The following is a 19,879-nucleotide window of genomic DNA, read 5'->3' as shown; positions in this document are numbered from 1 at the left end:
CACAAAAATCCCAAAGCCAGGAGAAGACCATGCAGGTGTACGACACCACGCTGCGCGACGGGGCCCAGCGAGAGGCGATCAGCTACTCAGTCGTCGACAAGCTGGCGGTGGCCCGGCTGCTCGACGAGTTCGGCGTCGGCTTCATCGAGGGCGGCTGGCCGGGTGCGATGCCGAAGGACACCGAGTTCTTCCGAAGGGCGCGCACCGAGCTGGACCTGAAACACGCGGTGTTCGTCGCGTTCGGCGCGACCCGCAAGGCCGGCGTGCGCGTGCAGGACGACCAGCAGGTCCGGGCGCTGCTCGACGCGGAGACCCCGGCCGTGACCCTGGTCGCCAAGTCGGACCTGCGGCACGTGGAGCGGGCGCTGCGCACCACGGCCGAGGAGAACCTGGCGATGGTCCACGACACCGTGGCCTACCTGGTGTCCGAGGGTCGACGGGTGTTCCTGGACCTGGAGCACTTCTTCGACGGATACGCGTTCGACCCGGACTACACCGCGAAGGTCGCCGCGACCGCGCTCGCCGCCGGCGCGGAGAAGGCCGTCATGTGCGACACCAACGGCGGCATGCTGCCGTCCCTGATCACCAGGACGATCGGCGAGGTCAAGGGCAGACTCGCGGTCGTGCTCGGCGTCACCGAGGACGAGGCCGTGGCCCGGCTCGGCATCCACTGCCAGAACGACACCTCCTGCGCGGTGGCCAACACGGTCGCCGCCGTCGAGGCGGGCGTCCCGCACTTCCAGTGCACCGCGAACGGTTACGGCGAGCGGCCCGGCAACGCCGACCTCTTCGCCGTCGTCGCGAACCTCCAGCTGAAGCTCGGTATGCCGGTCCTACCGGACGGGTGCATCGAGCAGATGGTGCGCGTCTCGCACGCCATCGCAGAGATCGCCAACATCGCACCCGACACCCACCAGGCCTATGTCGGGTCGTCAGCGTTCGCTCACAAGGCGGGCCTGCACGCGAGCGCGATCAAAGTGGATCCCGTGCTCTACAACCACATCGACCCTGTCGTCGTGGGCAATGACATGCGGATCCTGGTCACCGAGATGGCCGGCCGGGCCAGCATCGAGCTCAAGGCACGCGAGCTCGGTGTCGACCTGGCCGGCCATCCGGAGGCGCTGTCGCGGGTCACCACCCGGGTCAAGGAACTGGAGGCGCGGGGCTGGTCGTTCGAGGCCGCCGACGCGTCGTTCGAGCTGCTCGCCCGCGCCGAGCTGAGGGCCGAGCAGCAGGACGGCGCGCTGCCGAAGCCGTTCACGCTCGAGTCGTACCGCGTCCTCGTCGAGCACCGGGAGGACGGCGCGGTGGTGTCCGAGGCGACGGTCAAGGTCCGGGTCAAGGGCGAACGGATCATCGCCACGGCGGAGGGCAACGGCCCGGTCAACGCGCTCGACGAGGCGCTGCGGGTGGCGTTGACGAAGCACTACCCGGAGCTGTCGCGCTTCGAGCTGGCCGACTACAAGGTCCGCATCCTCGAAGGCAGCCACGGCACGGGTGCCGTCACGCGCGTGCTGGTGGAGACCCGGTCGACGGGGGAGGACTGGACCACGGTCGGCGTCCACGAGAACGTGGTGGAGGCGAGCTGGACCGCGCTCGTCGACGCGCTCAGCTACGGCCTGTCCCGCCAGGTCCGGGTGTAGCCGACGCTGAACGGTGGGGCCGCGAGGCCCCACCGTTCACGCTACGGGCACTTGTTCTGCCGGAAGGCGGCCAGCGACGTCGCGTCCGGCTCGAACCTCCACTGGCCCTTCTGGTACTTGATGGTGTTGGCGCCGCTCGCCGCGCTGCCGCTGGCCGGCGTCCGGGTCCACTTGACGGTCGCGGTCGAGTCGTCGACCGGTGTCACCCCCGTCACGACGTAGTCGCCCTGCAACGCGGTGCAGGTCGAGACCAGGTCGACGTAGGCGTCCTTGGCGATGGCGGACTGCGCGGTGTCGGTCCAGAGCTCCCAGGCCCCGGCCCAGTCGCCGTCGGACAGGTTGTCGAACACCTGCTCCGCCGTGACCTGCGCGGTCTGCGTGTCCTGCGGTTGCGCGGTCACCTCGACCGTCGGCCGGTCAGCGGACGGTGACTCGCCGGCGTCGTCCTTCTTGTCCGAGCACCCGGCCAGGACGCCTGCGAGCACAACCGGCGCGATGACGGCGAGCGCGATGCCGCGGAAGGTTCGTGTCACCCATCTGCTCCAACGTGGTTCTGTCGGGGCGTTCCGCCCGATCCGTACGTGAAGGTACTCCCGGCCAACGAACCGCGTACAGGCGGAGGTACGCGTGAGTGATCTTTCGGTCGGTATTCGGCATGATCGGACAGGTCAGCCGTCGGCCTTCGGGAGCACCAACTCCGCGAACACGGCCTTGTGGTCTGTCCCCGCGATGCGGTGGACCACGACGTTGCGCACGCCGACGCGCTCATCGGTCAGCACGTGGTCGAGCGTCACGCCTGGGATGAACCACCGATCGTCGTAGGGCCACGACGTGTCGAGCCCGGCGCCGGCGACGTCCGCGGCGTCGTGGTAGCCCTTGGCGAGCACCTGGCGGAACGCCTCGTGGTCGAGGGTCGCGTTGAAGTCGCCGATGAGCAGACTGACCGCTCCGTCCGGGGTCGCCGCCGGCTGGGCCGCGAGATCCGCGACCCAGCAGGAGTCGCGCCCCCGGTCCGACGGGGCACACGGGTGCACCGACTCGACGTTCACGTCCAGGGCACCCGGGACCCGTACCGCGGCCCGCGCCTGACCGAAGTCGGAGGGGAACCGCCGGTAGCCCTGGTCGGTGAGCGGGAACCGGCTGTAGACGGCCGATCCGCTCACCCCGGGACGCGGGTACGCCACCACGTTGGGCAGCGTCTCGTCGAGCCCGGCCCGGCGCAGGGCGGTCCGGCCCTCGTCGGTGTACTCCTGCACCGCGAGCAGGTCGACGGCGCCGGAGCGCACGAGGTCCACGATCCGGTCGGGGTCGGCGCGGCCCATGAGCATGTTGACGCTCATCACCCGCAGCGTCGGCCCGGCCGGTACCCCGGCGTCGGGGTCGGAGATCCAGCGCGGCAGGACGCACGCGGCGAACGCGACGGTCACCACCGCCGCCGCGACCGCCGGCCAGATCCGTTTCGTCAGCACCGCGAGCACCAGCGGCGCCAGGGAGACCAGCGCGACGTACGGCGTGAAGGCGATCAGCTGGACGGTCGGAAAGCCGCTCTCCAGGCCGAACACCCGCGCCGCCGCCCACATCGCGAACGGCACGATGAGCAGCCACAGCAGGACGGTCAGCCACCGGCGCCGCCCGGGCGTCGCGGCAGACGGCGCGAGCGGCAGGGTTTCCTCGGTGCTGACCATCCCGCCAGGGTAGGGGAGCGGCGCCAGCCGACCCCGCCCCTGCTGTGAATCTTCACAGAACCCGCTCAGTCGGCCCTGGGGAGCACCAGCTCGGCGAACACGGCCCGGTGGTCGGTCCCCGTGATGCGGTGGATCACGACCTTGCGCACCCCGACGCGCGCATCGGCGAGGACGTGGTCGAGCGTCACGCCCGGGAAGTACCACCGGTTGTCGTAGGGCCACGACGTGGACAGCCCGGCCCCGGCGACATCGGCGGCGTCGTGGTACCCCTTCGCCACCACCTGGCGGAACGCCTCGTGGTCGAGGGTCGCGTTGAAGTCGCCCATGAGCAGGTTGACCGGCCCGCCCGGGGTCGCCGCCGGCTGCGCCGCGAGGTCGGCCAGCCAGCAGGCATCCGACGCACGGCCCATCGGGGCGCACGGGTGCGCCGACTCGACGCGCACCGCCGGAGCGCCGGGCACCCGCACGGCGGCGTGCGCCTGCACGAAGCCACCGGCGAGCTGCCGGTATCCCTGGTCGGCGAGCGGGAAGCGGCTGTAGACGGCCGAGCCGCCCGCGTCGTCCCGCGGATAGGTGGCCGAGTTGGGCAGGGTCTCCTCCAGCCCGGCCGCGCGCAGCGCGGTGCGCCCCTCGTCGGTGTACTCCTGCACGGCGAGCACGTCGACGGCGCCGTCGCGGACCAGGCGCACGATGTGGCCGGGGTCGGCCTGGCCGTAGAGCATGTTGACGCTCATCACCCGCAGTGTCGGCCCGGCCGGGACCCCGGCGTCGGGGTCGGGGATCCAGCGCGGCAGGACGCACGCGGCGAACGCGATCGCCACCACCGCCGCCGCGACCGCCGGCCAGATCCGTTTCGTCAGCAGCGCGAGCGCCAGCGGCACCAACGAAGCCAGCGCGACATACGGGGTGAAGGCGATGAGCTGGATGGTCGGGTAGCCGCTCTCCAGGCCGAACACCCGCGCCGCCGACCACCCCGCGAACGGCGCGATGAACAGCCACAGCAGCACCGTCAGCCACCGCCGCGGCCGGGACACCACGAGCGGCAGAGTCTCCTCGGTGCTGACCATCCCGCCAAGGGTAGGGGACCGGGGCCGGCCGGCCCGCCCCGTGCTGTGAATCTTCACAGAACCCTGCGGCGCACCACTAAGCTGCGCAATCGTGCACCCGGTCATCGCGAGGTTCGGTCCGGTGGCGATCCTGACCCACGACGTGTGCGTCGCGCTCGGCATCGGGGTCGCCGCCCTGGTGTTCCTGTGGGAGGTCCGCCGCCGCCGGGCGCAGGACGACCGGCTCTGGTACGTGCTGGCCGGCGCCCTCGTCGGCGGCGCCCTCTTCGCCCGGCTGGGCACCTGGGCGCAGCACCTCGACCCGCGGGACAACGCGACGCTGCTGGAGCAGTGGGCGTACGGCAACCGAAGCATCCTGTCCGGCCTCGTCGGCGCCTACGTGGGCGCGATCGTGGCGAAGAAGGTGTCCGGCTACCCGTGGCGGACCGGCGACCTCTTCGCGCCCGCGGTCGCCGCCGGGATGGCGATCGGCCGGCTCGGCTGCCTCCTCGCCGAACCGCCCGGCACCCCGACGGACCTGCCGTGGGGCGTCACGCTGAACGCGGCGCAGGCCGAGGCGATGCACACCGTCGCCGGCGTGCCGCTGCATCCGTCCTTCGGCTACGAGATCCTGTTCCACGTGCTCGCGTTCGGGGCGCTGCTGGCGCTCCGCAAGAAGATCACCGCGCCGGGCGCGCTGTTCAAAATCTATCTTGCCGCTTACGCCGCGTTCCGTTTCGTGGTGGAGTTCGTGCGGGGCAACGAGGTGGTGTGGCACGGGCTGACCCGGCCGCAGCTGTTCCTCCTCGCGTGCCTGCCGCTCATCGTGGCGGGCCTGGTGCGTGATCTGGTGAGACGGAAGGAAGCAGTGGCCGCATGACGATGCCACCCAACTCGGGCTGGACCGTGCCGTCCCCGCCGCCCCCGAACGGGGAGGAGCGCCCGATCCGCGGCCGCAAGGTCGCCGCCGGCCTGGGCATCGCCGCCGGCGCCCAGGTCCTCGCGATCGGCATCGGCGTGCTGGTGACGATCGCGCTCGCCTCCACGGACAACAGCGAGAACGCGCTGCTGGGCGTCTACCTTGAGCTGCTGCTGCAACTGGTGCTGTTCGTCGCCTGCCTGGTGATCGGCATCGTCTGGATCGCCCGCCGGGACCGGGGTCTCGGCCTCGGCATCCTCATCGGCTGGGCGGTCAGCGTCATCGTCTTCCCGGTCGCCGGGATCGGTGTCTGCATCGCGATCGTCAACGCCAACACGGGGTCATTTTGAGCAACGGCATGCAGTTGAGAGGCGACCGGATCCACCGGTACGTCAACGCCTTCTGCCCGCACTGCCACGACGAGCAGCCGGACCGTCCACTGGAGACGGTGCAGCGGCTGTCGGGCTGGCTCGCCGAACGCGACGGCCGGATCTGGCTGGAACGCGGCTGCCCCGCGCACGGCCTCGTCCGCACGCTCTACGACGAGTCGCCGGAGATCCTGCGGTACCTGGAGCAGTGGACCGCCCCGACGAAGACCCACGTGCCGGACCTCGCCGGAAACTTCGCGCCCGTGCCGTCGGCGTACCTGGCCGGCCTGCCGGAGATGCAGACCCAGCACACCTGCATCCTGCTCGCCGACCTCACCGACAGCTGCAACCTGCGCTGCCCCACGTGCTTCACCGACTCGTCCCCGGCTCTTACGGACCTCGTTGCGCTTACCGATGTCCTCGCGAGCATCGACACCAAGCTGTCCCGCGAGAACGGCCGCATCGACGTGCTCATGCTGTCCGGCGGCGAGCCCACCCTGTATCCGCACCTGCCGGAACTGCTGCGGGAGGTTTCCGCCCGCAACGTGGTGCGCGTCCTGGTCAACTCCAACGGGGTGAAGATCGCCCGCGACGACGCGCTGCTGGACCTGCTGACCGAGCACCGCGAGCGGGTCGAGGTCTACCTGCAGTACGACGGCGTCACCGAACGCGCCGCCCGCCACCACCGCGGCGCCGACCTGCGCCGCCTCAAGGACCAGGCGATCGACCGCCTCTCCTCCCGCGGCATCTTCACCACCCTCACGATGACCTGCGCCCTCGGCGTCAACGACGACGAGATCGGCGCCGTCGTGAAGCGGGCCCTCGACACCCCGTACGTCGGCGGCGTGTCGCTGCAACCGCAGTTCGGCTCGGGCCGTTCGGGTGCGATCGACCCGCTGAACCGGCTGACCCACACCGGCGTCCTGGCCCGCCTCGGCCCGCAGACCGCCGACCAGGTCACCTGGCGCGACCTGACCGCGCTGCCCTGCTCGCACCCGCACTGCTGCTCCGTGGGGTACCTGCTGCGCGACGACGCCGGCGAGTGGCAGTCGATGACCAAACTCATCGGCCACGACCGCCTGCTCACGTTCCTGGACCTCGAACCCGACCTGGTCGCCAACCGCATCGCCGACGTGCAGTTGCCCCTCGCCCTGCGGACCGCCGTCAAGGACTCCCTGCTCGGCCTGCTGTCGGAGCAGTCGTCGCTGTCGCACCCCGACGTCGGCTCACTGTGGCGCGACATCTGCGAGAACTGCGACCTGGGCATCTCGACCCTGACCACGCTGGTCTCCTCGTCCCTGCCCGGCGGCCGCAACCGGCTGCGCAAGATGCTCGGCGAACGCGTCAAACGCATCACGGTCAAGCCGTTCATGGACATGGCCACGATGATCGAGGAACGCCTCCTGCAGTGCTGCGTCCACGTCGCCACCGTCTCCTCCGAGTCGGCCCACCAGTGCGCCCCCTTCTGCGCCGTCCAGGCCTGGCCTGCGCTGTCCGCCCAACGCCTCCCCAGAGCGCTGCCGTGACATCCACCCCGCAGCCGTACGACCCGCTGCGCCTGTGCGTGTATGCGACGATCGCCGCCCTCGCGTGGCTGCTGGGCCCGGTCGCGCTGCTGGGCTTCGCCGTGCTGGGCTTCGCCGGCTACGTGCGGGCCCGCCGGCAGGGCCTGACCCACTCCAAGTGCGTCCTGCGCGACACCCGCCTCGTCCTGACCTACCTGGGCGCCCTCGCCCTGGCCGCGGTGGCGGGCATCACCTGGAACGTCTACACCTGGCTCACCTGAGCCCGTTGCCCGCGCGACCGGTTGGTCCGGCGACGGTCAGGGCGTCACGGTCGAAGTGAGGGCGGTGTCGCAGACGGCGATCAGGGCGGCGCGCAGTGGGGCGGCGCGGTCGGACAGGTCGCGTTGGCGGCGGGTGTACTCGGCGCGGCCGTCGGCGGTCTCGATCTGGACGGGTGGGTAGCCGAGGGCGGCCAGGTCGTACGGGCTGGCCTGCATGTCGAGGGTGCGGATGGCGACGGCCAGCTCGAAGCAGTCGGCGATCAGCTCGCTCGGAGTGAGCGGGCTCAGCTTGTAGGACCACTTGTAGAGATCCATGTTGGCGTGCAGGCAGCCGGGTTGCTCGTTGGCCGTCTGGGTCTCGCGGGTCGGTTGCAGCAGGTTCAGCGAGCGGGCCGGAGCGGTGTAGAAGCGGAAGGCGTCGAAGTGGCTGCAGCGGATGCGGCTCGCCTCGACGACCGCGTCGGTGCCGGTCGGGCCGAGGCGCAGCGGCCAGGCGTTGTGCCGCAGCTCGTCCTGGGTCTGCCGGTAGACCATCGCCCACTCGTGCAGGCCGAAGCAGCGCAGGTGCGGCGGGCGGGCGGCGGTTGCCGCGAGGAGATCGCGGACCCAGGTGACAGTCGATGGGCGCTTGTGCGGGTCGCCGCCCGGGCGCCACTGCCGCAGCTGTGCGGGGCGGAACGAGTAGTACGTGAACAGGAAGTCGAGCACCGGGTGTTTCTCGCCGCGGCGGCGGCGCTGCAGGTGCGGCACGATCCACTCGTCGACCCGTGCCTCGTGCGCAGCCCGGCGGGCCTGCCACGATGACTGGTCTGTGAGCATCCGCCAAGTTTAGGTTGTACCGTCTCACGCATGCGCAAGCTCGGTGCAGTGCTCGTGGCCGCCACAGCCTGCTCGCTGGCACTTGCCGGCTGTGGCGGGGAGTCGCCCGAAGCGGCCAGGCCAGGGGCGTCGGGCGCCACGGGAACGGTGTCGCAGCCGTCGACGGCGCTGGTGCTGGGGGCGCCGGCGAGCGTGAAGGTCACCGCCGGTGCCGGGCTGAACGCCGCGCCGTTCGACGTGGCGCGGAGCGTGACGCTGCCGGCGGGGTGGACCGCGGCGGTGCACGCGCGGGTCGACAAGGCCCGGTTCATGACGTTCACGCCGAGCGGCGACCTGCTGGTGTCGCAGCCGAGCCAGGGCCGGATCCGGGTGGTGCGGGCCGGGAAGGTGACCGAGTTCGCGTCCGGGCTCAACCGGCCGCACGACCTGGTGTTCGCCGAGGCCGGCGGGGCCACCTGGCTGTTCGTGGCGGAGGCCGACAAGGTCGTGCGCTACCCGTACAAGTCCGGTGATCTCAAGGCACACGACGGGCAGGTCGTCGTGGACGGGTTGCCGGACACCAGCACGCCGGAGCTGCGGGGCAACTACGCGCACGTGCTGAAGAACATCGCGGTGAAGGACGGCAAGCTCTACCTGTCGATCGCCTCCACCTGCAACGCCTGCGTCGAGGACACGGTGAGCGAGCCGCGGCGCGCGGCGATCTACACGTACGACGCGGCCGGGAAGAACGCGGGCAAGCACCTGCTGGCGACCGGGATCCGCAACGCGGAGGGGCTGGCGTTCCGGCCGGGCAGCGACGAGCTGTGGGTCGTGGTGAACAACCGCGACAACACCCTCGTCCCCGACGACCGCGACGTCGACGGCGACGGCAAGTCCGACAAGGGCAAGAAGATGAGCCAGTTCGTCGACCAGTACCCGGTGGAGGAGCTCATCAAGGTGCGCGACGGCGGCTTCTACGGCTGGCCGTTCTGCAACCCGGACAGCGACAACGGCACGCACAACCTCGGCTTCCACCGCGACTACGAGCTCAACCGCGACGGGAGCAGGGCCGACTGTGCCAAGGCGGACCCGATCGACCTCGGCCTGCCGGCGCACACCGCGCCGCTGGGGCTGACGTTCTCCCCGGCGCTCGGCGGGGCGATCATCCCGATGCACGGCTCGTGGAACAGCACCAAGCCCGTCGGCTACAAGGTGGTGTTCGTGCCGTGGACGGCGAACGGGCCGGGCGACCCGGTGGACCTGCTGTCCGGGCTCGTCGACGTGAAGGCCGCCAAGCCGTGGCTGCGGCCGGTCGACGCGGCGCTGGACGCTGACGGCTCGATCCTCGTCAGCGACGACTACGGCGGCTCCATCATCCGGCTGACGCCGCCGAAATAGGCGCCGGGCGACCGTCCGCGAGCAGGAACCTGATGTCAACCGGTCCATTGTGGACCGTCACGGCGCCGGAGGCGTCGACGGTCACGTCCAGCTCGCCCCCGGCCACCTTCAGCCCCCGCACCCGGAACGCCCCCACCGGCGACGGCGCGATCGGGTCGAACGTGATCCGCCCGGCGGGCACGTCGACGTCCAGCCCCAGCAGCGCGGTGAGCAGCGCCGGCCCCACCGCCGCCGCCCACGCCTGCGGCCGGCACGCCGCCGGGTACGGCGTCGCGTCGTCGTCGCCGCCGTACAGCTCCGGCAGCCGGAAGTCGAACCGCTCGGCCGCCGCCAGCAGCGCCCCGACGAGCGAGGCGGCCTCCTCCCGGTGCCCGTCGCGGGCCAGCCCCAGCAGGGCGATCACGGTGTCGTGCGGCCACACGGACCCGGCGTGATACGAGCCCGCGTCGTAACCGGCCGACGTGACCGCGAGGGTCCGCAGCCCGAACGGCGACCGCAGCGCCGCGAGGAGATGGCCCGCCACCGAGGCGCTCTCGGCCGCGGACAGCAGGCCGGTGCCGAGCAGGTGCCCCATGTTGGACGCCACGCCGTCTACCCGTTCTCCGTCGCCGGTCACCGCGACCGCCGGATAGCCGCCGGGGCACCAGAACGCGGCCCGGAACCGCTCGGCCAGATCCGCGGCCCAGTCCCGCCACCGCTGCCCGCCGGCCCGGCCGAACGCGTCCAGCAGGTCGGCACCGCGCACGGCGGCCTCGTAGGCGTACCCCTGGACCTCGCACAACGCCAAGGTCCCGGTGGCGATGCGGCCGTCGGCGAACTGGACCCCGTCGCCGGAGTCCTTCCAGCCCTGGTTGGTCAGGCCCGTGCCGGTCGAGCGGTAGGCGACGAATCCCTCGTGCCCGGCCAGCCACTCCAGCGCAGCCTCCACATTGGGCAGCAGCGCCTCCACGGCGTCCGGGCGCATGCCCCAGCGGTACGCGTCCGCGAGGGTGCACACGAACAGGGCGGTCGCGTCGACCGTGCCGTAGTAGACCGGCGGCAGGCGGTGCGCGGCGTCGGGCGGCCTCAGCTCGTGCAGGATGCGGCCGGGTTCCTCCTCGGTGTCGCCGTGGTGCGCGGTGCCCTGCCGCGCGCCGAGCGCCCGCACCGTGCCGGCGGCGACGTCGACCCCGAGCGGCAGCCCCAGCCGCGCCGACCACAACGCGTCGCGGCCGAAGAGGGTGAGGTACCAGGGGCTGCCGGCGCAGTAGTACACGTCGGCGCCGTCGGTGCGCCGCAGCGCGTCGAGGTCCTGGACACCGGTGCGCACCAGCACGTCGAGCCGCGGGTCGGCCGCAGCCACCCGAAGCGTGCTGAACCGCTTGGCGCGTTGGATGGTTGCGACGTCGGTACGGGTGAAGCGCAGCTCCACGGAGAACCGCTCGCCGGGCTCGAGCGTCACCGCCCAGCGCAACGGCCCGTCGGGCGGCGGGGTGACGTCGAGCCGGACCGCCATGCCGTCCGCGGACCGCGCCCACCAGGTGCCGCCGTCAGCGGGCTCGAAGTCCACTGTGGATCCGGGGTTGCCGTCGCGGATCGCGCCGGTGGTGGCGAAGTCCGTCGCCGCCGTTATCGCCAGCACCGCGCTGCGGGGCTCGCCGGCGTCGTTGGACAGCGTGACGGTCTCGGTGCCGCCGAGCGGTTCGGCCAGCCGGCTGCGGGTGTCCTGTACCCCTGCGAACACCGCCGAAGCGGCACCCGTGCGCTGGGCGGTCATCGCCGGCGCCGCGCCGTCGATCGTGACCTCCAGGTGGGCCACGGCCCGCCGGTCCTCGACGTAGAGCCCGTCCGCCTTCCCTGTCATCCGGCCGTCCGGACCTGACAGCCAGGTCGCGGGCGCGGCCACGCAGGTGACGCGGTCGTGGAGTTGGTGCTGTGCCATGCCGTCCGACGGTACAAGGGCTAGTGCTGTGACCACGAACGTTCACCGGGTTGGTGGTGTTGTGGTTCCTCGCCGCGGGGTGCGGTCGAGCGACTCCCCACCGGGTTGCTGCTGGTGGTGGGGCGGGCCTCAGCCGGCCAACTGACCCCTACCGCCGCCGGTGCCGCACCGGCCGCCACCGCTGCTGCTGGTGGTGGTCGGTGTGGTGGGGGTCGGCGTGGGTCACGCCGGGACAGTCCGGCACCGGGGAGGTGCCGTCCCGCTCGACGGTGCGTGAGCGTCCGCGGCAGCACAACGGCTGTCGTGACACTGGAACCACCACCCGCCTCCGTGGCCGGTGTCCGGCCGGGGGTGCGGGTGGCGATGGTGGCGGCCGCGAACAGGTCACGGTGCCCGGTGAGCTGACAGTGCCGGCAGGTCATCGTCCTGCCGGCCGGTTTGCTGATCCTCTTGCGGCAGGTGGGGCAGGTGGAGGAGGTGGAGGAGGTGCCGCGTTCGTCGACGAGGTGCACGACAATCCCGGCGAGTTCGGCCTTGCCCCGCAACATGCTGATGGCGCGGCCGATCTGCCACTGCCGCAGCCGCAGGTTGTGCCGGCGCCCAGCCGGCCGGTCCAGGACGCCGCGGGGGTCGCCGACGGTCAACGTCCCGACCCTGTGCTGCACGGCCCAGCCGATGACGGTCTTCGCCGCCTCATGCTGCGCCTGCCGGACCCGCCGCCGATGCCGGCCCTCCACCAGCCGCGCCCGGCGCCGCGCCTGCCGCCACCGCCTCGACCCGCGCTGGCCGGGTTTCGGGGCACGGCCCGCGGTCGCCCGCCTGCGGTGTTTGGTGTCGGCGAGGTGCATGCGATGTTCGGCGCGGACCGCCCGGCCGGACACGAGCAGGCCGTGCCCGTCGGGGCCGGCGACCGCGTAGGGGTGGATCACACCGAGGTCGACCCCGGCCACCCGCCCCGGATCCGGCGCCGCACCGTGCGGGTAGGCGGTGACGGGGACCTCGGCGGTCACCTCGACCCACAACCGGCCACCCTCAGCCAGGAGCGTCACCGAACGGACCTGCTCCATCGGGTACGGCACCTCCCGGTCCAGGCGCAGCCACAACGCCGGGCAACCAGCGGCGGTCGGTAGTCGCACCCTGCGCCGGTCCAGGGTGAACGTGCCGTGGTAGTAGCGCACCGGCAACAGCCCACGCCGACGCCGCGGGAACCGAGCAGTCACGTCGCCGGCGTTGCGGCGTTTCGCCGCGGTGAACCATGCGTCGGAGTACCGGCGCAGCACCGACCTGGCCCCGGTCGTGTCGAGTTCGCCGAACGTGCCCGGCCCGGCCGCCGACAACTCCCGGCACAACGCCTGATACGCGACCACCGGCGGCGCGTCGTGCCGCCACCGCCAGTGATTGACCTCCAGCACGCACGCCCAGACATCACCCGCCGACCGCAACAGGCCGTAACACCGGTTGCGTTGCGCTCGGGTCAGGCGCAACCCGACCCGGGCGGTGCGGTGCACCACCCGGACCGCGTCAGAATCCCGGCGCCGAGGCATACCGACACCCAAGCACAGGGGTACGACAAAACCCGGCCAACGTTCATTGACCAAGCACTAGCGTTAACGTCGTGAGTGACGTGCCCCCCGCGTCCGCCCAGCCGCCCGGCTGGCTGCGCCGCACCGAGGCCGAGCAGCGCTGGCCGGCCGCCCTGGCGATCGCCGTCGCCGTCGGCATCCACCTGCTCCTGCCCGCCGACCTGGCGCCCCGGCCGCGCTGGCTGCTGCCCGGCCTGGAGGCGGCCCTGCTGCTCAGCGTGGTCGTGGTCAACCCGTTGCGGATCAACCGGGAGACGCGGATCCTGCGCCCACTGAGCATCGGCCTGGCCGCGCTGCTCGGGGTGGCGACCGCGCTGTCCGCGATCCGGCTCGTGCGCGCCCTCTTCGGTGAGGGTCACATCGCCTCGCACCTGCTGCTGTGGGGCGCCGCGATCTGGCTGACGAACGTCATCGTGTTCGCCCTGTGGTTCTGGGAGGGCGACCGGGGCGGCCCGGCGTCCCGTGCCGACGGGCTGCGCCCCCATCCCGACTTCCTCTTCCCCCAGATGAGCTCGCCGGAGCTCGCCCCGCGGGACTGGGAGCCGGGGTTCTTCGACTACTTCTACCTCTCGTTCACCAACGCCACCGCCTTCAGCCCCACCGACACCCTGCCGATGTCCACCTGGGCCAAGCTCGGCATGCTCGCCGAGTCCGCCGTCTCCCTCGTCACCGTCCTGCTCGTGGTGGCCCGCGCCGTCAACGTGATCGGCTGAAACCTGTGCGGTGGCTCAGGTCTTCTTAGGCTCGCCACAGCAACGGTTGGCTACCTTCCCGCTGCGACCATTGGATGCAGCGGGAGGAACGTCATGATCGAGGCTGTCGGCCTCACCAAACGGTACGGCGACCGCGTCGCCGTGGACCAGCTCTCCTTCACGGTCCGCCCAGGACAGGTGACGGGCTTCCTCGGCCCGAACGGCGCCGGGAAGTCCACCACGATGCGGATGATCCTCGGCCTGGACGCCCCCACCAGCGGCCGCGTCACGGTCAACGGCCGTCCCTTCGCCCGCCTCGACAACCCGATGCTCGCGGTCGGGGCGCTGCTGGACGCGAAGGCGATCCACGGCGGCCGCAGCGCGTACCACCACCTGCTGTGCCTCGCGCAGACCAACAACCTGCCCCGCCGCCGGGTCGACGAGGTGCTCGACGTCGTCGGCCTCACCGCGGTCGCCCGCAAGCGGTCGAAGGGTTTCTCGCTCGGCATGGGGCAGCGCCTCGGCATCGCCACGGCCCTGCTCGGCGACCCGCAGATCCTCATGTTCGACGAGCCGGTCAACGGCCTCGACCCCGAGGGCATCCTGTGGATCCGCAACCTGATGAAGTCCCTCGCCGCCGAGGGCCGCACGGTCTTCGTCTCCAGCCACCTCATGTCCGAGATGGAGCACACCGCCGACCACCTGCTCGTCATCGGCCGCGGCAAGATGATCGCCGACTGCACGGTGCAGGAGTTCATCCAGAGCAACTCCGTGCTGGCCACCCGGGTCCGCACCCCTGATGCCCCAGCGCTGGCGTCGCTGGTCCGTTCCGCAGGCGGCACGGTCACCTCCGAGCCCGACGGCTCCCTGCTGGTGACCGAGCTGCCCATGCACCGCGTCGGCGACCTCGCGTTCGACAACGGCCTCCGGCTGCACGAGCTCGCCCCGCTGCAGGCATCGCTGGAGCAGGCGTTCATGGAACTCACCAAGGACAGCGTCGAATACCACGGCTCTCTGGGGGCACAATGACCACGCTCACCGCCACCCGCCGCGCCGGCTTCGACGGCCTGCTGCGCTCCGAGTGGACGAAACTGCGGACCGTCCGCTCCACCACCTGGTCCCTGGCCGCCATGGCGGCGATCTCCGTCGGCCTGATGTCCTTCATCGCCTGGGTCATCATGCGCCAGTGGGACCAGTTCGCCCCCGACGAGCAGGCCATGATGGCCGCCGAACCCCTCCAGATCATCATCGACCAGCCGGTCTTCATCTCCCAGCTCATCGTCGCGGTCCTCGGCGTCATGGTCGTCTCCGCCGAGTACACGACCGGCATGATCCGCTCCACCCTCCAGGCCCAGCCCCGCCGCCTGCCGGTCCTGGGCGCGAAGGTCGTGGTCTTCGCGGTCCTGATGTTCGTCGTGGGCGAGCTGCTGAGCTTCGCCGCCTTCTTCGCCGGCCGCTGGGTCATGTCCGACCACATCACGGTCAACCTCGGCGACCCCGGCATCGCCCGCTCCGTCTTCGGCGCCGGCCTGTTCCTCACCGTCCTGGGCCTGTTCTCCCTGGCCTTCGGCGCGATCGTCCGCCACACCGCGGGCGCCATCACCGGCGTCCTGGGCCTGATCCTCATCGTCTCCAACCTGACGGTCCTCCTCCCCGGCAACTGGGGCGACCACGTCCACGCCTGGATGCCCACCAACGCCGGCCAGCTCGTCTTCAAGCCGTCGCTGCCGCCGGACTCCCTCCTGACCCAATGGCAGGGCCTGGCCGTCTTCACCGGCTGGACGGCCGTGCTCCTGGTCGTGGCCGCCTACCTGTTCCGCACCCGCGACGCCTGACCCCTCCGCCCAAGCCCGCGTGACCAAGCCGGCGCCCTGACGGCAAGTTTGGTCGCGCAGCCCGACAACACTGCCGGCCACCGCGCTGACGGCAGTGTTGTCGGGCTGGTCGAAGCTTTGTCAGGCCGCGCAGCGACTCCCGCGAGCAGGCCCCGGCGCCGATGCGAAGCGCGGCGCGGCGCGCGTGCCGATGTGAAGCGAGGCATGGGGGTGCGGGGTGGGAACCCCCCGCTGGGGAGCGGCGGCGAAGCCGCTGCGCGAAGATCAGTCGGCCTGCTCCAGAGGGAAGTCATCGGCGAAGGCAGCGTCGACGGCTGCCGCCGGCATGCAGTCGTGCTCATGGGCCCAAGTGCCTGCAGCGTGCAGCACGGGATCGGGTCCGTCGTCAGTGACGAAGGTGAAGTCGACGCGTTGAGGCAGGGTGCGCAGCCCGCACTGTCCCTCGATCGGCTTGAGCTGTTCCCACTGGCAGTCTGCGGCGGCCAGGCTGTCGGCCACCTGAGCGAAGGTCAGTCGTGCGGGCAGGGTGGTGACCTCGCCGGGCTGTGCCTGGCTCGGCAGCTCGACTGTCCCTCGCCAGGTCTGGATCGTCACTGAACTGATGATCCGGCAGCGGCATACGACGAACTCAACGTCACCGTAGGAGTACAGGTGCGGCCACCGGTGGTGTTTGTCGATCCGCCCGATGTCCCATGGCATGCCGTAGGCGGCGGCGACCTCCCGTAGGCGGGCGCCGGGATGAAGAAGGCCGACCCGGCCAGTTGAGCCGAACGCCGCCAGGACGTCGAGCGCCTCCATGTCCTCAACCTCCCCGCGGTAACCGTCTTCACGGCTCAGCAAGCCACCCAACCAACCGGCATGGATCACGCCAAGCATCTCGCGTGACGGGACATTCCCCTAGACGTGGCTCGACGACGAGACCCATCAACCGCCCGCCAGGTTTGAAGCACGAAGCTCGTACGTGGCGCCACGGCCATCGCCGACGCCATCCAACAGTCCCGCCACCCCACCCACGGCTGAGCAAGTCCGCCCACCCTCGCCATCCAGGCCAACGGCACGCTCCCCGGCCGGCCGCCGATCGCGGCGCGCAGCGCCGTCCTGCCGATGCGAAGCGAGCAGTGCGAGCGAAGCGAAGCATGGGGGGTGCGGGGTGGGAACCCCCCGCTGGGGAGCGGCGGCGAAGCCGCTGCGCGAAGAACGCGGAAGTCCACCAACGGGAACAGGCTCAACCTGTGAACAGGTTGAGCCCATTGGACTGTAGCCCCGACCGGATTCGAACCGGCGCTACCGCCTTGAGAGGGCGGCGTCCTGGGCCGCTAGACGACGGGGCCCCAGGTCTTGCTCTGTCTTGCGGTGGAACAATACAGCACCGCGATCTTGCTGCGGTGCTGGGGTACCAGGACTCGAACCTAGACTAACTGAACCAGAATCAGTTGGGCTGCCAATTACCCCATACCCCATCGGCGCTGTTAGCGCCGGTTGGAAACTTTACCGGAGCGAACGCACCAGGCCAAATCGGTTGTCGCAAACACGCCTATTCCAAGGTCAGGACCCTGTTGCTGAGCGCGCCGACGCCCTCGATCGTGACGGTGACCTCGTCGCCGGGGTTGAGCTTGGAGACGCCGGCGGGGGTGCCGGTGAGGATGACGTCGCCGGGGAGGAGGGTCATGACGTGTGAGACATACGACACGAGCGTGGGGACGTCGAACACCATGTCCTTGGTGCGGCCGAGCTGGCGGACCTCGTCGTTGACCTCGCAGCGGACCTCGACGTCGCTGACGTCCAGGCCGGTGACGATCCAGGGGCCGATGGGGCAGAACGAGTCGAAGCTCTTGCCCCGGGTGAACTGGACGTCCTTGCGCTGCAGGTCACGGGCGGTGACGTCGTTGGCGGCGGTGTAGCCGAAGATGGCCGTGGCGGCGCCGGCCCGGTCGACGCGGCGGGCACCGGTGACGCCGATCACGACGGCGAGCTCGGCCTCGTGCTCGACCTGCTGCGACTGCGGGGGGATCCGGATCGCGTCGTTGGGGCCGATGATCGACGTGGACGGCTTGAGAAAGAGCAGGGGCTCCTTCGGCACGTCGTTGCCGAGTTCGGCGGCGTGGTCGGCGTAGTTGCGCCCGACGCACACCACCTTGCTGGGCAGCATCGGGGAGAGCAGCCGCACGTCGGCGACGGCCCAGCGCTGGCCGGTGAACCGCAGCTCCCCGAACGGGTGACCGTCGATCTCGGCGACGGTGAGTCCGGTGAGTCCGGCCGAGGGCTCGCCCTCGACGACTCCGAACGACATCCCACTGCTGTGGGCGAAACGAGCGATACGCACGCCTGGAATCTACTCCGCCGCCAGGTGCCGCTCCACGAACGCGTTGCCGAACTTGCGGTCCGGGTCGAGCCGGTCACGCAACGCGAGGAAGTCGGTGAGCCGCTCGGGCCGCGCGGCGTGGTGGAACACCTTGCCCCAGTGCGGCCGCGCCGCCAGTGGCGCCAGCGCCTCCTCGAGCGCGGCGACGACCGGCGAGACCCGTTCAACATCCCGGATCCAGGTGAAGTGCAGGGCCACGCTGTCCCGCCGGTACATCGGACTCAGCCACAACTCGTCCGCCGCAACGACCCTGATCTCGGAGATCTGCAACACGGGCGTCACGAGGTGCCGCAGCCTCTCGACCGCGGCGAACGCCTCCACCGCGTCGTCGCGCGCCACGAAGAACTCGGTCTGCAGCTCCTCGCCGCTGCTCGGGGTGAACTCCAGCTTGAAGTGCGGCAGCCGCCGGTGCCACGGCCCGGGCACTCCGCCCTGCTCGGTGCAGCTCTCCGGGGACATCGCCGCGATCGGGTGCATCGTCCGTCGCGCCGGCGCCGCCCCGAACCCGTCGGGCTCCTCACCGTCGGCGAGCTTGAGCCACAACTGGTCGACGGTGTCCCCGGCCCAGCCGGTGAACAGGCTGACCGAGTAGCCGGCGGTCGCGATGTCCTCCCACCGCGCGTCCAGGACGCTCCTCGGCAGGTGCTCGAAGACGAACTGGCGGATGGCGTAGGCCGGCAGCACGTCCAACGTCACACCCACCACGACCCCGAGCGCGCCGAGCGACACGACCGCGCCGGGGAAGTCGGCGTCCCCGCGGGCCAGCCGGACCAGGTCCCCGCCCGCGGTCACGAGCTCGACCCCGGCGACGGCCGTCGCAAGGTTGCCCAGTGCCGCGCCGGATCCGTGGGTGCCGGTGGCAACCGCCCCCGCGATCGAGATGTGCGGCAACGACCCGAGGTTGTGCAACGCATACCCCTGGGCGTCCAGGAATGCCGCCAGCTCCCCGTATCGCACCCCGCCGGCCACGGTGACTGTCCCCGCCGCCGCGTCGATCCGCGGCTCCACCGGCAACCCGGCGACGCTGACGAGATCCGCGGGCGTGACGGAGATGTCGTTGAACGAGTGCCCGGATCCGAGGACCCGCACCCGCTCCGCCCCGGCCACCACCTCCCGGACCTGGTCCACGGTGGACGGTCGGTGCACCCGGGCCGCGTCGAACGCGATGTTTCCCGCCCAGTTGGTGAGGGTCATGCGACCGAGTCTATGCACGCCACACCGTTCGTGGCGGCGAGCCGACGCCGGTATCACCGAACGCATCCGTTCGGCTACTGGCCTCCCGGGGCCGGCTTGACCAGACTTCGCCGGGTGACGTATCCGCCGCTCAATCAGCCGAACCCGCGCTCCGGCCGGGGCTGGTTCATCGTGCTCGGCGCCGTGGTCCTCGGCGTCTTCATCTTCTGCGGCATCGTCGTGGCAGCGGCCGGAAGCAAACAGCCGGACGACACCCGCGACGTGTCCCGCACCGGCGCGCTCGCGATCCCGCAAACGCCGGTGCCGGCCACCGAAACGGCGAACGCGACACCGACGAGCGAGCCGCCGGCAACGGCACCGCCCGCCACGACCGCACCGGCGACGACGGCACCGGCGACCCAGCCGCCGACCACCAAGGCGCCGACCACCAAAGCCCCGACCACCAAACCCCCGACGAAACAGCCGACCACGAAGCCGGCCGGCAACTGCAACCCGAACTACTCCCCGTGCGTGCCGAACGACCCGGTCGACGTGGACTGCAAGGGCGGCAGCGGCAACGGCCCGTCATACGTGCAGGGCCCGGTCACGGTCATCGGCACCGACGTCTACGGCCTCGACACCGACCACGACGGGATCGGTTGCGAGTAGC

At 71.2% G+C, this 19,879-nt stretch carries 19 protein-coding genes and 2 tRNA genes; 10 read left to right on the top strand and 11 right to left on the bottom strand.

Going from position 1 to position 19,879, the window contains the following annotated elements; all coding sequences use genetic code 11:
- Positions 1-29: 29 nt before the first annotated feature.
- A complete protein-coding gene (gene cimA / locus ACFPIJ_RS03155) occupies positions 30-1,643 on the top strand; it encodes a citramalate synthase (RefSeq protein WP_380113022.1) in 1,614 nt (537 codons plus the stop codon).
- A gap of 41 nt (positions 1,644-1,684) precedes the next feature.
- Here the strand turns inward: cimA and ACFPIJ_RS03150 are convergent, their stop codons facing one another.
- The 3 genes from ACFPIJ_RS03150 to ACFPIJ_RS03140 all read right to left on the bottom strand — a co-directional run bounded on the left by ACFPIJ_RS03150 (position 1,685) and on the right by ACFPIJ_RS03140 (position 4,395).
- Positions 1,685-2,176 carry a hypothetical protein gene (locus ACFPIJ_RS03150; protein WP_380113021.1) on the bottom strand — a complete coding sequence of 164 codons (492 nt, stop codon included), beginning with the start codon at positions 2,174-2,176 and terminating at the stop codon, positions 1,685-1,687.
- A 135-nt stretch (positions 2,177-2,311) separates the two neighbouring features.
- Entirely contained in the window at positions 2,312-3,328 is a 1,017-nt protein-coding gene (locus ACFPIJ_RS03145) for an endonuclease/exonuclease/phosphatase family protein (RefSeq protein ID WP_380113020.1), read from the bottom strand.
- A 65-nt stretch (positions 3,329-3,393) separates the two neighbouring features.
- Entirely contained in the window at positions 3,394-4,395 is a 1,002-nt protein-coding gene (locus tag ACFPIJ_RS03140) for an endonuclease/exonuclease/phosphatase family protein (RefSeq protein ID WP_380113019.1), read from the bottom strand.
- A gap of 91 nt (positions 4,396-4,486) precedes the next feature.
- On the opposite strand from ACFPIJ_RS03140, the gene ACFPIJ_RS03135 reads away from it, so the two are divergent.
- Genes ACFPIJ_RS03135 through ACFPIJ_RS03120 form a run of 4 tightly spaced genes read left to right on the top strand, consistent with a single transcriptional unit; the run spans position 4,487 to position 7,447 of the window.
- On the top strand, positions 4,487-5,254 hold the full coding sequence (locus ACFPIJ_RS03135) for a prolipoprotein diacylglyceryl transferase (protein ID WP_380113018.1): 768 nt from the start codon (positions 4,487-4,489) through the stop codon (positions 5,252-5,254).
- The gene (locus ACFPIJ_RS03130; protein ID WP_380113017.1) at positions 5,251-5,643 is read left to right on the top strand and encodes a hypothetical protein; all 393 of its coding nucleotides are present in this window, start codon (positions 5,251-5,253) and stop codon (positions 5,641-5,643) included. The genes ACFPIJ_RS03135 and ACFPIJ_RS03130 overlap by 4 nt, the downstream gene beginning before the upstream one ends.
- An 8-nt stretch (positions 5,644-5,651) precedes the next feature.
- Positions 5,652-7,187 (top strand): radical SAM protein, encoded by a 1,536-nt coding sequence (locus ACFPIJ_RS03125; protein ID WP_380113016.1) that lies wholly within the window; start codon positions 5,652-5,654, stop codon positions 7,185-7,187.
- Positions 7,184-7,447, top strand: a complete 264-nt coding sequence (locus ACFPIJ_RS03120; protein ID WP_203846298.1) for a hypothetical protein — start codon at positions 7,184-7,186, stop codon at positions 7,445-7,447. The genes ACFPIJ_RS03125 and ACFPIJ_RS03120 overlap by 4 nt, the downstream gene beginning before the upstream one ends.
- A gap of 36 nt (positions 7,448-7,483) precedes the next feature.
- On the opposite strand, the gene ACFPIJ_RS03115 is transcribed toward ACFPIJ_RS03120, so the two are convergent.
- Positions 7,484-8,266, bottom strand: a complete 783-nt coding sequence (locus tag ACFPIJ_RS03115; RefSeq protein WP_380113015.1) for a 3-methyladenine DNA glycosylase — start codon at positions 8,264-8,266, stop codon at positions 7,484-7,486.
- Positions 8,267-8,296: 30 nt separating this feature from the next.
- Here ACFPIJ_RS03115 and ACFPIJ_RS03110 point away from each other — a divergent pair, with 30 nt between their 5' ends.
- Positions 8,297-9,643 (top strand): PQQ-dependent sugar dehydrogenase, encoded by a 1,347-nt coding sequence (locus ACFPIJ_RS03110; protein ID WP_380113014.1) that lies wholly within the window; start codon positions 8,297-8,299, stop codon positions 9,641-9,643.
- Here the strand turns inward: ACFPIJ_RS03110 and ACFPIJ_RS03105 are convergent.
- Together ACFPIJ_RS03105 and ACFPIJ_RS03100 are read right to left on the bottom strand one after the other, a co-directional pair.
- On the bottom strand, positions 9,618-11,564 hold the full coding sequence (locus ACFPIJ_RS03105; protein ID WP_380113013.1) for a glycogen debranching N-terminal domain-containing protein: 1,947 nt from the start codon (positions 11,562-11,564) through the stop codon (positions 9,618-9,620). The genes ACFPIJ_RS03110 and ACFPIJ_RS03105 overlap by 26 nt on opposite strands.
- Before the next feature lie 20 nt (positions 11,565-11,584).
- Positions 11,585-13,108, bottom strand: coding sequence for an RNA-guided endonuclease TnpB family protein (locus tag ACFPIJ_RS03100; RefSeq protein WP_380113012.1), 1,524 nt, complete (start codon positions 13,106-13,108; stop codon positions 11,585-11,587).
- Positions 13,109-13,179: 71 nt separating this feature from the next.
- Here ACFPIJ_RS03100 and ACFPIJ_RS03095 point away from each other — a divergent pair, with 71 nt between their 5' ends.
- From ACFPIJ_RS03095 to ACFPIJ_RS03085, 3 genes are all read left to right on the top strand, one after another.
- Positions 13,180-13,860 carry a hypothetical protein gene (locus ACFPIJ_RS03095; protein WP_380113011.1) on the top strand — a complete coding sequence of 227 codons (681 nt, stop codon included), beginning with the start codon at positions 13,180-13,182 and terminating at the stop codon, positions 13,858-13,860.
- 93 nt (positions 13,861-13,953) lie between these two features.
- On the top strand, positions 13,954-14,868 hold the full coding sequence (locus tag ACFPIJ_RS03090) for an ABC transporter ATP-binding protein (protein WP_380113010.1): 915 nt from the start codon (positions 13,954-13,956) through the stop codon (positions 14,866-14,868).
- A complete protein-coding gene (locus ACFPIJ_RS03085) occupies positions 14,865-15,674 on the top strand; it encodes an ABC transporter permease (RefSeq protein WP_380113009.1) in 810 nt (269 codons plus the stop codon). The genes ACFPIJ_RS03090 and ACFPIJ_RS03085 overlap by 4 nt, the downstream gene beginning before the upstream one ends.
- A gap of 264 nt (positions 15,675-15,938) precedes the next feature.
- On the opposite strand, the gene ACFPIJ_RS03080 is transcribed toward ACFPIJ_RS03085, so the two are convergent.
- The 5 genes from ACFPIJ_RS03080 to ACFPIJ_RS03060 all read right to left on the bottom strand — a co-directional run bounded on the left by ACFPIJ_RS03080 (position 15,939) and on the right by ACFPIJ_RS03060 (position 19,230).
- Entirely contained in the window at positions 15,939-16,541 is a 603-nt protein-coding gene (locus tag ACFPIJ_RS03080; protein WP_380113008.1) for a hypothetical protein, read from the bottom strand.
- Between the two features lie 391 nt (positions 16,542-16,932).
- Positions 16,933-17,005: transfer RNA gene (locus ACFPIJ_RS03075), tRNA-Glu, on the bottom strand.
- A gap of 57 nt (positions 17,006-17,062) precedes the next feature.
- Positions 17,063-17,134, bottom strand: a tRNA-Gln gene (locus ACFPIJ_RS03070).
- Between the two features lie 74 nt (positions 17,135-17,208).
- A complete protein-coding gene (locus tag ACFPIJ_RS03065; RefSeq protein ID WP_380113006.1) occupies positions 17,209-17,997 on the bottom strand; it encodes a fumarylacetoacetate hydrolase family protein in 789 nt (262 codons plus the stop codon).
- A gap of 9 nt (positions 17,998-18,006) precedes the next feature.
- A complete protein-coding gene (locus ACFPIJ_RS03060) occupies positions 18,007-19,230 on the bottom strand; it encodes an FAD-binding protein (RefSeq protein WP_380113005.1) in 1,224 nt (407 codons plus the stop codon).
- A gap of 114 nt (positions 19,231-19,344) precedes the next feature.
- Here ACFPIJ_RS03060 and ACFPIJ_RS03055 point away from each other — a divergent pair, with 114 nt between their 5' ends.
- Positions 19,345-19,878: a hypothetical protein gene (locus ACFPIJ_RS03055; RefSeq protein ID WP_380113003.1), complete on the top strand. Its 534-nt coding sequence runs from the start codon at positions 19,345-19,347 to the stop codon at positions 19,876-19,878.
- The last annotated feature ends 1 nt before the right edge of the window (position 19,879 follow it).

This window comes from Dactylosporangium cerinum (assembly GCF_042653625.1).
Classification (GTDB): domain Bacteria; phylum Actinomycetota; class Actinomycetes; order Mycobacteriales; family Micromonosporaceae; genus Dactylosporangium; species Dactylosporangium cerinum.
Note: the sequence above shows the minus strand (reverse complement) of the source record. Positions and strands in the feature narration are given on the sequence as shown.

What these genes read in the sequence shown, in the direction of transcription:
- ACFPIJ_RS03105 (WP_380113013.1), bottom strand. Translation starts at nt 11,564, where the DNA reads ATGGCACAGCACCAACTCCACGACCGCGTCACCTGCGTGGCCGCGCCC.
- ACFPIJ_RS03125 (WP_380113016.1), top strand. Translation starts at nt 5,652, where the DNA reads ATGCAGTTGAGAGGCGACCGGATCCACCGGTACGTCAACGCCTTCTGC.
- ACFPIJ_RS03100 (WP_380113012.1), bottom strand. Translation starts at nt 13,108, where the DNA reads ATGCCTCGGCGCCGGGATTCTGACGCGGTCCGGGTGGTGCACCGCACC.
- ACFPIJ_RS03140 (WP_380113019.1), bottom strand. Translation starts at nt 4,395, where the DNA reads ATGGTCAGCACCGAGGAGACTCTGCCGCTCGTGGTGTCCCGGCCGCGG.
- ACFPIJ_RS03130 (WP_380113017.1), top strand. Translation starts at nt 5,251, where the DNA reads ATGACGATGCCACCCAACTCGGGCTGGACCGTGCCGTCCCCGCCGCCC.
- ACFPIJ_RS03115 (WP_380113015.1), bottom strand. Translation starts at nt 8,266, where the DNA reads ATGCTCACAGACCAGTCATCGTGGCAGGCCCGCCGGGCTGCGCACGAG.
- ACFPIJ_RS03110 (WP_380113014.1), top strand. Translation starts at nt 8,297, where the DNA reads ATGCGCAAGCTCGGTGCAGTGCTCGTGGCCGCCACAGCCTGCTCGCTG.
- ACFPIJ_RS03090 (WP_380113010.1), top strand. Translation starts at nt 13,954, where the DNA reads ATGATCGAGGCTGTCGGCCTCACCAAACGGTACGGCGACCGCGTCGCC.
- ACFPIJ_RS03060 (WP_380113005.1), bottom strand. Translation starts at nt 19,230, where the DNA reads ATGACCCTCACCAACTGGGCGGGAAACATCGCGTTCGACGCGGCCCGG.
- cimA (WP_380113022.1), top strand. Translation starts at nt 30, where the DNA reads ATGCAGGTGTACGACACCACGCTGCGCGACGGGGCCCAGCGAGAGGCG.
- ACFPIJ_RS03145 (WP_380113020.1), bottom strand. Translation starts at nt 3,328, where the DNA reads ATGGTCAGCACCGAGGAAACCCTGCCGCTCGCGCCGTCTGCCGCGACG.
- ACFPIJ_RS03085 (WP_380113009.1), top strand. Translation starts at nt 14,865, where the DNA reads ATGACCACGCTCACCGCCACCCGCCGCGCCGGCTTCGACGGCCTGCTG.